The organism is Roseiflexus sp. RS-1, assembly GCF_000016665.1.
Classification (GTDB): Bacteria; Chloroflexota; Chloroflexia; order Chloroflexales; family Roseiflexaceae; genus Roseiflexus.
Genome location: NC_009523.1, coordinates 2,099,271 through 2,112,549 on the forward strand (window position 1 = coordinate 2,099,271; position 13,279 = coordinate 2,112,549).

Below are 13,279 nucleotides of genomic sequence, written 5' to 3' on the forward strand. Positions count from 1 at the left end.
GGGCTACCGGGTGAATACCGGTTGCTATTCCTGATCTTCATGAGCCGCCACCCGTGCGAAATCGTACAGAATCCGGTAGAGGCGCTCCAGACTGGCAATATCGACCCACTCTTCATCGGAGTGCAATCCGGCGCCCACCGGTCCGAAACAGATCGCCGGAATGCCAGCGCCGCTGTAGAACCGGGCGTCTGAACCGTAATGCTCACGGTAGAATGCTGGCTGGCGCCCGGTGATGCGCTCGACGCTGGCAGCAAGGCGCGCAAGGTGCGGGTCGTTGGGGTCGGTCAGCAGCGGGATGCCGCCGTTGCTGTTGCGAACCACAGTCGCGCCGGGGAAACAGGCGCGCACAGCAGCTTCGATCTCGTCAGGGGTTTCTTCAGGAATGTGGCGAATATCGAGCGAGAGGGTGACGGTCTCAGGAATGCGGTTGAGCGTCTCGCCGCCACGCACTACGGTCGGCACGGCGGTCGTTGCCCAGACTGCTTCCGTGGGGGTGGGGAAGCGTCGTTCGAGCGCCTGCAACCCGTCGCGCAGCAGCAGGATCGGGTTGACTCCATCCCACGGACGCGAACCGTGCGCCGGTTTGCCATGGAGTGTGACATCGAACCGCACCATGCCTTTTGCTGCATAGCAGATGTTGAGGTCGGTCGGTTCCGCAGCGATGAAGAAGCGGGTGCGCCACCCCTGCTCCAGCAGATAACTCGTTCCGTGGAAGCCGCCGATCTCCTCATCAGTGACATACATAAAGCCAACGTCGGGCGGTTGGGGCGCCGCAGCCAGGTCTTTCATCAGCCGCATGAGCACAGCGCATGCGCCTTTCATATCCTGACTGCCGCGACCGTAGATGCGCCCGTCGCGCACAACGGGACGGTATTGCTCTGCACGCGCAGCGACCACATCGAGGTGTCCGTTGAGCAGAAGCGCTGGCGTGTGCGTGTCGCGCAGCGTCACCATCAGACCTGGCTTCTGTTCAACCTCGTATCGCCGGATCAATACTCCGTCGATCTGACGGGCGTATTGCTCGACATAATCAATCGCTGCCTTCAATTCTGATGGATGGTCGGCAGTCGACTCAAAGGCAATCAGGTCACAGGCGAGGTCGGTGATCTCACGTCGCAACGAGGCATCGTTCATGGCGCTTGCTCCGTGTCATTCTGGTCGTTGCGACGTAGTATACCATGCGTTGCGGATGAGGGCTGAGAACTGAGAACCGGGAACTGAGAACTGAGGACTGAGAACTGAGGACTGAGAACTGAGGACTGAGAGCCGGGTTTTTAACCTTCCTCCCCCTCGATGCTTGCCGGTCCGTACCGCATCCGCCGTGCAAGCGCAATGATCGACTGTCCATAGGTCGTACCGGGTGATGCCCATCGACCGTTGAGACCGGGAATTGTCGGAGCGATGCCCCGCAGATGGGAGGGGAGTGGTCGGACTGCAAGCGCCGTGGCGATCAGCGCGCGTTGCGTCTCGTTCGCCTGTGCATCGGTGAGGGCGTATGCCAGCAACCGCCCCAGGTGGGCCGGGATAGCATGGTCAACCCATGTCGGGAAACTGATGCCGCGTTCCCAGCGTTGCCGCTGCGTATTGTACGCCCATCCACTCGGATCGGGCGGCGGATCGCTGCGCCACTCGCCGGTGACGCCGATACCCGCCGGGTTGCGCTGCGGGCGCAGACTCCAGAAACTGGTCAGGTGACCCGTTTCGTGCGCCATCTGTGCCAGCGCCAGAAACCAGTCTATGCCGGCTGCGTCGCCGATGGAGCGGTATGCCTGGACAATGACGCCAATATCGAAGGGGGTATAACCGGAATCGGCGCGCGGCGTCAACCAGGCGATCGCCATCTCTGCCGTACCGGTTGCTCGACCGACAATCGGTGCATCATCGAGGATGGGTGGAAGATCGTCATCGGGCGGTGGAACCGGCGTGGGCGGAAGGGGCGGTTCGGTCGGTTCGGGCGGTGCTGCGGCGGACGCCTGAACCAGCGGCAGATAGACCTGGTATGCTGAACGTTCACTGGCTCGACCGGTTGATCCAGCGGCGGCAGTCGCACATGTGGCGATCAATACTTTAAGAAACTGGCGACGGGTTATCACGGCAGTGTCCTACAACAGATAGTTTCTGCCATGAGCATACCGCGAACGCCGGGGTGTTTCCAGGGCTTGAGATTACAGCGTCGTTGCTGCAACCTGAGTGGTGTATGATACTGGCGGTTTCATCGGGTTTGTCGAGGGAGTGAGTCGTGATCGGACGACGACCAACGCTGGCGCTGATTGCGCATGACCGCAAAAAGGACGACATCGTGCTCTTTACGTTACGCCACCGCGATGCGCTTGCCGGGTGTCGCCTGATCGCCACCGGAACGACCGGGGAGCGAATCGCGCGAGCGACGCGCCTGGAGGTCGAACGAATGCTGTCGGGACCGATGGGTGGCGATGCGCAGATCGCAGCGCGGGTTGCCCAGGGTGAGATCGATGGGGTCATTTTCCTGGTCGACCCGCTCTACGCCCATCCGCACGAGCCGGATATTCAGGGGTTGCTGCGGGTGTGCAATCTCTACAATGTGCCGCTGGCCACCAACCTGGCGACCGCCGAACTGGTGATTGCCGGTCTGCCGCAGGGAGAGGCGGTGTAGCGCTCGTCGCATTCACGGTGCGTCCCGTGAGCCAGGCGTGGTCGGCTGGCTCACGGGCGCGGTTGGGCGGACAGAGCGATGGGATGCGGCAACGACGGTGTACCTGTTTCGGTCGAACGCAGCGCCAGCGTCATCGTGCGCGTCTTGTGCTCCAGGCGCACCCGGATCTTCCCGCCGCAACTGCCGCTCAGATCACCAGGTTGAACAGATACCCGATAGCAACAATGCCCGCCGCTGTGATGCCGATGAAGGTGATGATCAGGCGCGGCTTGAGCACCCGTCGGAGAATGATCATCTCCGGCAGACTCAGGGCGACGACAGCCATCATGAACGCCAGCGCCGTTCCGAGCGCTGCGCCTTTCGCAATCAGCGCCTGAATGACCGGCATCACACCAGCGGCATTCGCATAGAGCGGGACCCCCAGCAGCACTGCCGCCGGAACCGACCACCACGCTTCGCGTCCCATAATGTCGGCCATCGCCTGTTCCGGCACGTAGCCATGAATGCCGGCGCCGACGGCAATGCCAATGATGACATACAGCCAGACCCGCCCGACAATCTCGCGCGTGCTTTGCCAGGCAAGCGCGAAGCGTTGCGACCATGTCGGGTCGGTGGCGGCAACTGCTCCGCCGCCGGATCGGATCTGCCAGACGAAGTCCTCTACGTACCGTTCCATCTGCAAACGCCCAATGACCATTCCCGACGCCACGGCAATCGCCAACCCCGCTGCCATGTAGAGCGCCGCGATCTGCCAGCCGAAGAGACCGAAGAGCATCACCAGAGCGACTTCATTCACCATTGGGGCGGCGATGAGAAACGAAAAGGTGACACCCAGCGGAATGCCCGCTTCAACGAAACCGATAAAGAGCGGCACGGCGGAACAGGAACAGAACGGCGTCACCACGCCAAGGCTCGCTGCCAACAGGTTGCCGACCCCCTCACGCTTCCCGGTAAGCAACGCACGCGTTCGTTCAGGGCTGAAAAAGGAACGGACTGTCGAGATAACGAAAATCATACCGCTGAGCAGGAGCAGGATCTTGGGAACATCGTAGAGAAAGAAGGCGACCGACTCTCCCAGGTGCGATCCTGGTTGAAGACCGATCAACCCATAGGTCAGCCAGTTTGCCAGCGGTTGGATGCTCCTGTACGCCACGAGCCAGACAACCGCCGCTCCGGCCACCATCAACCAGGCGCGACGATCTGCGGCTCTCGCGTGTTCTGCCGGTGATGTAAGAACCTGTGCCATAACGAAGAACCTCACGTAAAAAGGACAAAAATCTCCCTGCATCCTTGTCGCCATACGTGGCGCCACTCCAGTGGCAGGGCTTCTGCGTGGTCGCAGCGCCCGGCAATGCCGCGACGAACGCTCAATGTTGCGTCAGCCAGGCGGTGATTTCGGACTCGCTGGGAATGCGGCCAGCGGAGACCAGCGTGTCGTTGATGACCAGACCGGGGGTTTGCAGAATGTTCCAGCGCATCATGTGCGCATAGTCGGTCACTTTTTCAATTGCGGCATCGATGCCGCGTTCGGCGATCACTTTTGCCACAACCGCTTCGAGACGTTTGCAATTGGCGCAACCCGACCCAAGAATCTTGACCGAGACCATCCGAGACCTCCTTGCTACTCAGTGCTATCGAGAACGGTCGATATGCGATCAGTACGTCGTGCGCACGTGCAGGCGGAGAGCGTTCCTGCACTGATGCTGTGCGCATCGCTGTTCACCATCGTGCGCGCCAGGTCGATCATCTGGAGCACTTCCGGCTTCGCAATGCGGTAGAAAATGTTCACCCCTCTGCGGCGGTCGGCGATCAGCCCGACCCGGCGCAGGACTGCCAGTTGCTGCGAGATGTACGCCTGCGGCATGGCGAACGCCTCTTCGAGACGACAGACGCACTGCTCACCTTCGCGGAGCGCTTCCAGAAGCGCAATCCGCGTTGGATGCATCAACGCCTTGAAGATGAGCGCCTCAGAAATGAATGTTGTCTCATGTGATCGCATAGCGGCAGTATATGCAAGATTTTGCATACAGACAAGATGAAAGAGATTAATTTCTGGTAGCGACTCCGCAACCGTGTTACCGTGTTATGCCAGCGTCTGAGGCAGTTGATAGTGGCACAGGGTGCTGATCGCGTTTGTGGTTTCACAGATGCTTGCCAGACGGGGGAAAACGTGTTACTGTTTTCTTATCAAGACAATTCGATCAGTATCTGGAAGTGTTCGATTGCTTCGCGCGGGGTGCGCACCGTGGGTACGCCATTGAAGGAGATGCCGGCAGTCACCAGGGTGTGCGCCAGTTCTGCCGAGATGCCGCTGATTGCCACCTGGCATCCGATCAGGCGCAGCGCCTGCACCGCCTGCCCCAGCAGCGCAGCCGCGCGGCTGTCCACATTCGAGGCGCCAGCGATGTCAATAATCACCAGGCGCGCCCGCTGGAGGCTGGCAGCTTCGAGCAACCGCCCGACGAACGATTGCGCCCGTTGATCATCGATCGGTCCGACGACCGGCGCCAGCAGCACTCCCTCTGCCAGCAGGATTGCCGGGGTTTCCAGTTGCGCTACGAGATCGAGCAACCGTTGCTGGCGCTGATTCTGCGCTTGCAGCGCCTGCGTTTGTTCCTGAAGGGTCTGCGCCTGCGTCTCGATGCGCGCAAACGCCTCTTCAGCCCGTTGTTGCTGCTTCATCGCGTTGCGCACGGCGGTATCGGCGATGATGCGACTCAGCGCCATGCTGGCGACAATGAAGATAAAGATGGCAATTGTGCGCAGATCGGCGGTGTAGGTGGTCACGAAACCATGCTCTGATCCGGCGCGCAGGGTGAAAATGGCGAGCATCCCCAGCGCGCTGCCGACCACCCAGCGGGGCCCGCCAAGCACCTGCGCCAGCGCCATCGGCACAAGCGCAATCAGCGCCTGACGTTGCACGACGAACTCGTCAGGTGTGGCGATGCCAACCGCAACCGTCACAATCACGATGTCGATCATGCGCGCCGGTTCCCACCCGCGCCGGTATGCCCACAGCAAGACGATCAGCAGGATTGCGATGGCAATGCTCATCGGCAGAATAATGCTGGAGGCATCGCGCAGCACCTGACCGGTCGCCAGCAATATTGTTCCAAAGATCTGGATAATCAGCAGGGCAGTGACAACCTGGCGCTGTGTCATGGTACGTGCTCCACAACCGGCAAACGCAGCATATCGTAAGCGTCGTAGATGCGTGAATGACGTTCCTGCAAGCGCTGCTCGAATGCCTCCATGCCGTTTGTGCGAATAAACTGTGCTTCGGATCGATAGATCGGCAGCACCCACAGCATCTGGATCAACAGGTCGGGACGTTCAATCTGACCCCAGGGATCGCTTTCGTACAATCGACCATCATCAAGATACGGGTAAGTGAAGTAGAGGTACTCCATCGACGATCCCGGCACAACCGGTTCACCAACAGGCAGAATATATCCGGGTCCGATCTCGATGGTATGGATGAACGGGTATTCGGCTATCAGCGCCAGGAGTTGGGCGACCTGCTGTTCGTGCGACGGCGCAGCATGCATGATGTACTCGTAACGCACGCCGCGCTCATCGCCGAAACTGGCGCGGCTGAAGGGAATGGTGCGGTAACTGGCGCCGAGGGTGCAGAGCGTCGTATAGAGCGGGTTTGCCCGGTATACCAGCACCGTAAAGTGGGGTGACACGAACACTTCGGCTGGCGGCGCGTCATTCTTGAAAACCGGACGTACAAGAAATGCGGGCACACCCTTCCAGCGCAGGTAGTTGTCGAACACCAGCGTGGTCGGGTCGTCATTGCGCACATGCGCGGCATCGAGTGTCGCACGGAACCGGTTGAGGTCGAATGTCATGCCAGGATCAGTCCATCGCGAGCCGGCGCCTGTACTTCAAGTGTACCATGAATGATACGGTTGCGGTAGTTGCCGTAGCGAGCAATCAGGTCGTGCCCGTCGGGAAGCATACCGGCGACCGGGATGGAGACGCGGCGCGGTTGATCATCATTGTTGACCACGACAATCACCGTCTGGTTTTCCAGTTTGCGCGCAAAGGCGAACACAGCGTCATCGGCGTAGAGCGTATGGAATGTGCCGGTGCGCAGCGCTGGCAGTGTGTGACGCAGTTCGATCAGGCGCTTGTGGTACGCCAGCGCCGCCATATCCCAGGTTTCCGGGCGATCCCACGGCATCGTGCGACGGGCATCCGGATCGACGCCTCCCTCCAGTCCGATTTCGTCTCCGTAGAACACCGACGGCGCTCCGGGAAAGGTCATGAGCAGGATCGTCGCCAGGCGCACACTGCTGCGGTCGCCGCGCGCGATGGTCAGCAGGCGCGCCGTGTCGTGGCTGTCGAACAGGTTCAGCTGCGTCAGTTGGATCTCCCAGTCGTAGAGAGTCACCACGTCGTCGATCACCCGCGCATACTCGGCACCGGTCAGCGGCGGTGATGTGACATAATCCCTTCCGACCACCTGCGCCGGATCGACGCGCGGTCCGGCGGCGTAGGCAATCGTCGGTCCGGCGAAGAGATAGTTCATCACGCCATCGAACTGGTCGCCCTGCAACCACTGGCGCGCATCGCGCCATACCTCGCCGACGATGTAGGCTTCAGGGTTGATGGCTTTCACCCGCTGGCGGAATTCCTGCCAGAACCCTTCGGTCGTGATCTCGAACGGCACATCCAGTCGCCAGCCGTCGATGCCCTGGCGGATCCAGTGCTCGGCGACCTGCATGAGAAACTCGCGCACCTGCGGGTTGTCGGTGTTGAACTTTGGCAGCGCCCGGTTGTTGAACCACGCGCGATAGTTTGCCGGGCGCGCGCCATCATACGGATGCAGGGGCCATCCCTCGATGAAGAACCAGTCCAGGTACGCGGAGTGGGGTCCGTTTTCGAGAATGTCGTTGAACTGGAAAAAGCCGCGGCTGGCGTGATTGAAGACGCCATCGAGCACGACGCGCATGCCGCGCCGGTGGCACGCTTCCAGCAACTCACGGAATGCCCGGTTGCCGCCGAGCATCGGATCGACCTGATAGTAGTCGTGGGTGTGGTACCGATGGTTCGAGGCGGACTGGAAGATCGGCGTGAAGTAGATCGCCGTGATCCCCAGATCCTGCAGGTAATCCAGCCGTTCGACGACGCCCAACAGATCGCCGCCTTTGTACCCTTCTGGTGTTGGAGGGCTGTCCCAGGGCTGGAGGTTGTTCGGTTTGGCGACCCGGGCGCTCCAGGCGAAACGGTCGGGAAAAATCTGATAGAAAACAGCGTGTTTGACCCAGTCGGGCGTATGAATGGTCATAAGTGTGTCGTTCACTCACCGGATCGCAGGCGGATGACAAAAGCGGCGTGGTCGGCAGCGGCGATCCCCTGCTGCAGCGCCGCAAGTGCGGTTGCCATATCGCCGCGCAGAAGCGCGGGCAGGTCGAACCAGAGACCGGGAAAGATGCGGCTGCGCGTGATATGGTCGGGGTCGGCGGGTATCTGACGGTACTCGCCTTCGTCGAGTGTGAACCAGACAATGCGCTCCTCGAAGACCAGCCACACCAGATATTCCTGCACGCCGGCGCGACGGTAGACGCGCAGTTTGGCGTGCATGTCCTGCGCAGCGCTACTTCCAGCAATTTCAGCGACGAACTCCAGCGGTCCGCAAACGTAGCCATCGGCGTCGATGGTTGATGTGCCGTTTTCGAGGCGCAACAGCCCGTCAGGTTGGAGTTCATTCTCCCAGTCGAGCCGCACGGTTGCGTTATTGCCGACACGGACGCCGGGAGTTGCCGCTGCATAGACGCCAAGGAGCGTGATAATCCGACTGTGCGGTTCGCTGTGAGTTGCGAAGCGAACGGGGGAAGCCACGGAGACAACTCCTTCGATCAGTTCGGCTTTGAAGCCATCCGGCATAGCGTTGTAGCGTCGCTCGAACTCCGCCCGCGTGAGCCGGTCGCCGCTTTCGAGATACGGTATCGCCAGTTGCAGTGTTGTCATGCGTTTCTTCACCTCCCATCGTTGCTCAGCCACTCCTGGCGGTAATCACGCCCGATAACCACGACAATATCGACATTATATCCCGGCGGCGGCGCATCAGGCGGCGCCGTCGCCAGGACGTAGCGCGCTTCGATACCCAGCGCCTCCGCCAGGCGGCGGCGTGTTTCCGGTCGTCCGCTGTAGTCGATGATCACCGTGTGTTCATAGATGCGGGTGACAGTCGCCGGATCGGCAATGATAAACCCGCGATCTGCAAGGAAAGCGCTCACACGTCCGGCGATCCCTTCGACACGGGCGCCGTTGAGCACCTGGACAACCGTGTCCGGCTCGGCGACGGCGGGGAGCAGGGTGGGCGTTGGTTGCGCCGGGTCGAGCGGCGGCGAATCAGGTGCAGCCGCCTGGGTCGGCAGACTCGTAATCGATGGTGCAACGCTCAGGTCTGGTCCAGCCTTCCAGCGCGCCACCAGCGCCGCCAGATCGGTCGGGTTCCAGTAAATATCCGAGCCGTCCTCGCGGTCGATTGCCACATCGTTCGGATTGATTGAGAGTTGCAAAATGCGATTGCCATCGAGATCGCGCGCCAGCGCCGCCAGTTCCGCTGCCGCGCGCAGATCGGAGACCGGCAGGGTAGTGCGCACATGTTCGCTGACGACCTCGATCCAGCGTGGGAGCAGCGCTGCGTTATCGAGCAATCCACGGGCGCGCACCTGATCGAGGAGCGCGCGCAACACCTGCTGCTGCCGCCTGCCCCGCTCGAAATCACTGCTGCCATGGCGCGTGCGGGCGTAGATCAGCGCCATGCGCCCATCGAGCACTTGCAGACCCGCTGGAATATAGATCCGCTCAACGCCATAGTTTTCGGTGGGATATTCTGCATCGAGGATCGGCGCCGGTACGTCAATCAGCACACCGCCGACCGTATCGACGAGTCGCTCAAAGCCGCGAAAATCGACCTGTGCGATGTAGTCGACCGTGACGCCGAGGAATTGCTCGACTGCTTCAGCTGCGAGTGCGCCGCCAGCCGCCGATGGATCGGTTGCTGCGCCATAGAGCGCGGCAGCGTTGGCGTACCCGTATCCATAGGCAGCGTTGATCTTTGCCCAACCGAGGTGTGGGATCGGCGCGACTGAGTCGCGTGGGATCGAGAGCATACTGGCAGTGCGCGCCTGCGGATCGACCCGCACCAGGATCAGCGTGTCGCTGCGCACCCCCTCTTCGGGGTTTGGGCGACGATCAACCCCGAGCAGCAGCACGGTAAAAGGACGGCTCAACAACTGTGTTGAGGGTTGGTCGGACGTTGCGGGAGCCGTTGCCGCAACGGTTGCGTCGTGGTTCGAGGGTTGGAGCGTGGTTGGAAGCGGCAATGGAGCAGTCGTTGCGCGCTGGCGTGGATCTTCCTGTTCGAGGCGCTCCAGGACGCGACCGGCCTGACGCAGCGCCATGACGCCAGCGGTCAAAAGCGCCAGCAGCGCCAGCGCTCCAATTGCCAGCGCAAACGTGGTCCAACTGGTGGTGCGCCGTGCACGCCGGCGTGCTGCAATGCGCTCGCGCGCTGTCGTACCGTTTCCGGATCGTTGCCGATAATCATTTGCCACATGCAATCCTCGTGCAGGATCGATTTCTGGCGCGTGATTATACCATAGCGCTCGTATCCTCATATTTGACAGATGCCATAAATGTCGTGTATTCTATAAGTACGACAGTCAGGCGTTATGACTGCACGAAATAGCGTCATTATTAAGGGTTTATCAAACGTGACGTTTCGACACAACAGCGACAGGACGCATACCGAAATCGACCGATGCGCACTATGCGCAGCGATCGTCGGAGATTCTGCTATTGTTTGCACTGTTGCCCGGCGATGCGTCACACGCTCCTTCAGGGTGGTGCTCTCTGCGAGCGCCGCTGATGTCATACGCGCTCGAGCGTAGGGTCATTCCCCCTTCGCCAGAGCGCAGTGAGTTGGCTTTGCAGCTTCTGGAAAGGGGGAAAGGCTTGGGGCAACGAGTTCTTGTTCTCAACGCAAGCTACGAGCCGCTACAGTTTATTTCTGTTCGTCGCGCGATCGTTCTCTTGCTGCAGGATAAAGCAGAGCTGGTCGAAGCTGCCCAGCAGCGTCTTCGCGCGCGCGGCATCTCCCTCGAAGTTCCGCTGGTTATCAGGCTGGTGCGATATATCCGCATCCCTCGTCGCATGCGTCTCCCCTGTTCACGGCGCAGTATCCTGCTGCGCGACCGGGAGACGTGTCAGTACTGCGGTGCGCAGCCTGGTCGCGCTCACCTGACGGTCGACCACGTGGTGCCGCGTTCCCGTGGCGGTGAGACAACCTGGGAAAATGTGGTGACTGCCTGTCGCGACTGCAATCACCGCAAAGGTGGGCGCACGCCGGAAGAAGCCGGCATGACCCTGCTGACCATTCCTCGCCAGCCGCAGTATGTCGCTTTTGCGCTCCTTGGTGAACTCGAACGCCACGATGTGTGGCGAAAATACGCATATACATAAGCTATGGCAGGAGTTGCATACTGCCTTGCCACAAACAAGGGGGGAACACTGCCAGGCAAGCGCCAGCGCAATCACGCCGTCGTGTTGCATACTGCCTTGCCACAAACAAGGGGGGAACACTCTGTTCCCCCCTTTGTGCTGCTGTATATGCGCCTGACTGCAACTACTGACCAATGCGGCGGTTGTCGAACGCCTGAATGGTGATCACGCTTGGGCGCGGCAGACCCTGACGGTCGGGCCAGGTGCTGATCGGCTTCTCGAATGTGCCACCCTCGCCCGGATGCTGGATTGCCAGGAACAGCGTGCGGTTATCGGGCGTGAACTCCGGACCGCACACCTCGCTTCCCGCCACCGACGAGAAAAATTGTTGGACGTGGCCGCGCTCCGAACCGGCGACCGGAATGGCGAACAGACCATCGTTCAGTTTGATCGCGCTGGGGGCGCCGTCGGTAGCGACCCAGGCGTTGCCAGCAAGGTCGAAGACAATGTTGTCCGGCGTGGCGATAGGGCTGACCTTGCTCTTGTCGTACCCGGCGAAGTAGGTCGACTCGTCGGTCGGCAAACCTGCCAGGATGAAGATGTTCCAGGTGAAGCGAGTTGCTGCGTGGTTGTTCCCTTCCTCGGTCAGTTCGATAATGTGACCAGCGCGGTTGTTCGCGCGCGGGTTGGCAGCATCGACCGGCGGACCGCTGCCGACGCCGCGCTGGCTGTTGTTCGTCAGGATGATGTAGACCTTCTTGTTGACCGGGTTGGTTTCGATGTCCTCCGGCCGGTCCATCTTGGTTGCGCCAAGCGCGTCGGCAGCGTTGCGCGTCTTGATCAGCACGTCTCCCTGCGACATGAAACCGTTGCCCTCGTTCAGCGGACCGAAGCCGTGCTTCAGCGGCAGCCACTCGCCGGTGCCGTCCGCGTTGAAGCGCGCAACGTACAGCATGCCATCGTCGAGGAGGTTGAAGTTCGCCTCACGGTTGCGCGGGTTGTAGCGCCCGTTCGAGACGAACTTGTAGACATACTCGCCGCGTGCATCGTCGCCGGAGTACGCCACAACCTGACCGCTGGGCGCGATCACAATCGTCGCCGCCTCGTGGCGGAAGCGCCCCAGCCAGGTGCGCTTCACCGGCACTGATTTAGGATTGTAGGGGTCGAACTCGACGATCCAGCCGAAGCGGAACCCTTCATTCGGTTCTTTGGCGACATCGAAGCGATCATAGAAGTTCTCCCACCTGCGCTCGGATGCGCCAGTCGGCATCCCGTAGCGTGCGTGGATCGCCTTGCGATAGTCGCCATCCCGCAACCCGCGCAGGTTGGCGAAATACTGGTGGAAGTTCTCCTCGGCGGTCAGCACTGTGCCCCACGGCGTCTTGCCGCCAGCGCAGTTATTCAGCGTGCCGAGAATGTTGCGCCCCGTCGGGTCAGCACTCGTCTTCATCCATTCATGGTCGGCTGCCGGACCGCTGATGGTCATCGGCGTGTAGCCAGTCAGTCGGCGGTTATAGGGCGAATTGCGCACTACATTCCAGCGACCATCGCGACCGCGCGCGACTTCGATAACCGTTACGCCATGCGCTGCCAGTTCGACATCGACCTGCGTCTTCGTAGGGTTGGGGTTCTCGACATCGTAGCCGGGGAACATCAGTTCGGGGTTGGTATATTCGTGGTTGACGACCAGCAAACCGCGCGTCGAATTGTTCGAGGTGTACGACGGCAACGGGAAATAGCCGATATAGTCGCAGTTGTAGCCGAACTGCTTCTCCTGCTTTTCCTTCGTCTGCGTCCAGACGTCGAACTCCGGCGCATCGGCGAAGATCGGCTCACCCCAGCGGATGAGCGTTGCTGCATAGTACCCGTCTGGTACGGCAATCTCATCTACTTCTGGTGCGGTTGGCGAAACTTTGCGGAACTTTGGCAGCATCGGCGCCGGGCGCGTTTGCGCTGTAGCAACATCAACGCCCATCGCTGTGGCGGCGACTACCAGCCCTGAAGTAACCGCGGCAGTCTTGAGGAAAGAACGGCGGCTCAGATGCTGTTCCAGAATGTCTTCGAAGTGCTCACCCTTGCCATCGACCGACCGGACGATCAGTTTGTCCTGTTCGTCGCGTCCACCCATAACAGCTTTCTCCCTTTCTAGAATCAGAATAGATGCCCCTGGCGGTTGCTTGGGTGTGT

At 60.8% G+C, this 13,279-nt stretch carries 13 protein-coding genes; 2 read left to right on the forward strand and 11 right to left on the reverse strand.

The window, feature by feature from the left end:
• Window positions 1-24: 24 nt before the first annotated feature.
• Together ROSERS_RS08825 and ROSERS_RS08830 are read right to left on the reverse strand one after the other, a co-directional pair.
• Window positions 25-1,134, reverse strand: a complete 1,110-nt coding sequence (locus tag ROSERS_RS08825; protein ID WP_011956441.1) for a M20 family metallopeptidase — start codon at window positions 1,132-1,134, stop codon at window positions 25-27.
• A gap of 140 nt (window positions 1,135-1,274) precedes the next feature.
• Window positions 1,275-2,093 carry a glucosaminidase domain-containing protein gene (locus tag ROSERS_RS08830; protein WP_011956442.1) on the reverse strand — a complete coding sequence of 273 codons (819 nt, stop codon included), beginning with the start codon at window positions 2,091-2,093 and terminating at the stop codon, window positions 1,275-1,277.
• A gap of 146 nt (window positions 2,094-2,239) precedes the next feature.
• Between ROSERS_RS08830 and mgsA the strand changes: the two genes are divergently transcribed.
• The gene (gene mgsA, locus ROSERS_RS08835; protein WP_011956443.1) at window positions 2,240-2,632 is read left to right on the forward strand and encodes a methylglyoxal synthase; all 393 of its coding nucleotides are present in this window, start codon (window positions 2,240-2,242) and stop codon (window positions 2,630-2,632) included.
• A gap of 187 nt (window positions 2,633-2,819) precedes the next feature.
• Here mgsA and ROSERS_RS08840 read toward each other — a convergent pair whose 3' ends face one another.
• The 8 genes from ROSERS_RS08840 to ROSERS_RS08875 form a co-directional block, all read right to left on the reverse strand.
• On the reverse strand, window positions 2,820-3,878 hold the full coding sequence (locus ROSERS_RS08840) for a permease (RefSeq protein WP_011956444.1): 1,059 nt from the start codon (window positions 3,876-3,878) through the stop codon (window positions 2,820-2,822).
• 121 nt (window positions 3,879-3,999) lie between these two features.
• Window positions 4,000-4,239, reverse strand: a complete 240-nt coding sequence (locus tag ROSERS_RS08845; protein WP_011956445.1) for a thioredoxin family protein — start codon at window positions 4,237-4,239, stop codon at window positions 4,000-4,002.
• Between the two features lie 14 nt (window positions 4,240-4,253).
• The gene (locus ROSERS_RS08850; RefSeq protein WP_083763363.1) at window positions 4,254-4,631 is read right to left on the reverse strand and encodes an ArsR/SmtB family transcription factor; all 378 of its coding nucleotides are present in this window, start codon (window positions 4,629-4,631) and stop codon (window positions 4,254-4,256) included.
• Window positions 4,632-4,819: 188 nt separating this feature from the next.
• Window positions 4,820-5,794, reverse strand: a complete 975-nt coding sequence (locus ROSERS_RS08855) for an STAS domain-containing protein (RefSeq protein WP_011956447.1) — start codon at window positions 5,792-5,794, stop codon at window positions 4,820-4,822.
• Window positions 5,791-6,486, reverse strand: coding sequence for a suppressor of fused domain protein (locus ROSERS_RS08860; RefSeq protein ID WP_011956448.1), 696 nt, complete (start codon window positions 6,484-6,486; stop codon window positions 5,791-5,793). The genes ROSERS_RS08855 and ROSERS_RS08860 overlap by 4 nt, the downstream gene beginning before the upstream one ends.
• Window positions 6,483-7,928 (reverse strand): glycoside hydrolase family 13 protein, encoded by a 1,446-nt coding sequence (locus tag ROSERS_RS08865; RefSeq protein ID WP_011956449.1) that lies wholly within the window; start codon window positions 7,926-7,928, stop codon window positions 6,483-6,485. Before ROSERS_RS08865 ends, ROSERS_RS08860 begins: the two co-directional genes overlap by 4 nt.
• Before the next feature lie 11 nt (window positions 7,929-7,939).
• Window positions 7,940-8,611: a Uma2 family endonuclease gene (locus tag ROSERS_RS08870; protein WP_011956450.1), complete on the reverse strand. Its 672-nt coding sequence runs from the start codon at window positions 8,609-8,611 to the stop codon at window positions 7,940-7,942.
• 8 nt (window positions 8,612-8,619) lie between these two features.
• Window positions 8,620-10,206 (reverse strand): LCP family protein, encoded by a 1,587-nt coding sequence (locus ROSERS_RS08875; RefSeq protein WP_011956451.1) that lies wholly within the window; start codon window positions 10,204-10,206, stop codon window positions 8,620-8,622.
• 400 nt (window positions 10,207-10,606) lie between these two features.
• On the opposite strand from ROSERS_RS08875, the gene ROSERS_RS08880 reads away from it, so the two are divergent.
• Window positions 10,607-11,113 carry an HNH endonuclease gene (locus tag ROSERS_RS08880; protein WP_041333374.1) on the forward strand — a complete coding sequence of 169 codons (507 nt, stop codon included), beginning with the start codon at window positions 10,607-10,609 and terminating at the stop codon, window positions 11,111-11,113.
• A 163-nt stretch (window positions 11,114-11,276) separates the two neighbouring features.
• On the opposite strand, the gene ROSERS_RS08885 is transcribed toward ROSERS_RS08880, so the two are convergent.
• The gene (locus tag ROSERS_RS08885) at window positions 11,277-13,220 is read right to left on the reverse strand and encodes a PhoX family protein (RefSeq protein WP_011956453.1); all 1,944 of its coding nucleotides are present in this window, start codon (window positions 13,218-13,220) and stop codon (window positions 11,277-11,279) included.
• Between the last annotated feature and the right edge of the window lie 59 nt (window positions 13,221-13,279).

Bases quoted from the DNA above. Each gene is read 5' to 3' on its own strand.
- ROSERS_RS08850 (WP_083763363.1), bottom strand. From the start codon at position 4,631: ATGCGATCACATGAGACAACATTCATTTCTGAGGCGCTCATCTTCAAG.
- ROSERS_RS08855 (WP_011956447.1), bottom strand. From the start codon at position 5,794: ATGACACAGCGCCAGGTTGTCACTGCCCTGCTGATTATCCAGATCTTT.
- ROSERS_RS08825 (WP_011956441.1), bottom strand. From the start codon at position 1,134: ATGAACGATGCCTCGTTGCGACGTGAGATCACCGACCTCGCCTGTGAC.
- ROSERS_RS08885 (WP_011956453.1), bottom strand. From the start codon at position 13,220: ATGGGTGGACGCGACGAACAGGACAAACTGATCGTCCGGTCGGTCGAT.
- ROSERS_RS08845 (WP_011956445.1), bottom strand. From the start codon at position 4,239: ATGGTCTCGGTCAAGATTCTTGGGTCGGGTTGCGCCAATTGCAAACGT.
- ROSERS_RS08840 (WP_011956444.1), bottom strand. From the start codon at position 3,878: ATGGCACAGGTTCTTACATCACCGGCAGAACACGCGAGAGCCGCAGAT.
- ROSERS_RS08860 (WP_011956448.1), bottom strand. From the start codon at position 6,486: ATGACATTCGACCTCAACCGGTTCCGTGCGACACTCGATGCCGCGCAT.
- ROSERS_RS08865 (WP_011956449.1), bottom strand. From the start codon at position 7,928: ATGACCATTCATACGCCCGACTGGGTCAAACACGCTGTTTTCTATCAG.
- ROSERS_RS08870 (WP_011956450.1), bottom strand. From the start codon at position 8,611: ATGACAACACTGCAACTGGCGATACCGTATCTCGAAAGCGGCGACCGG.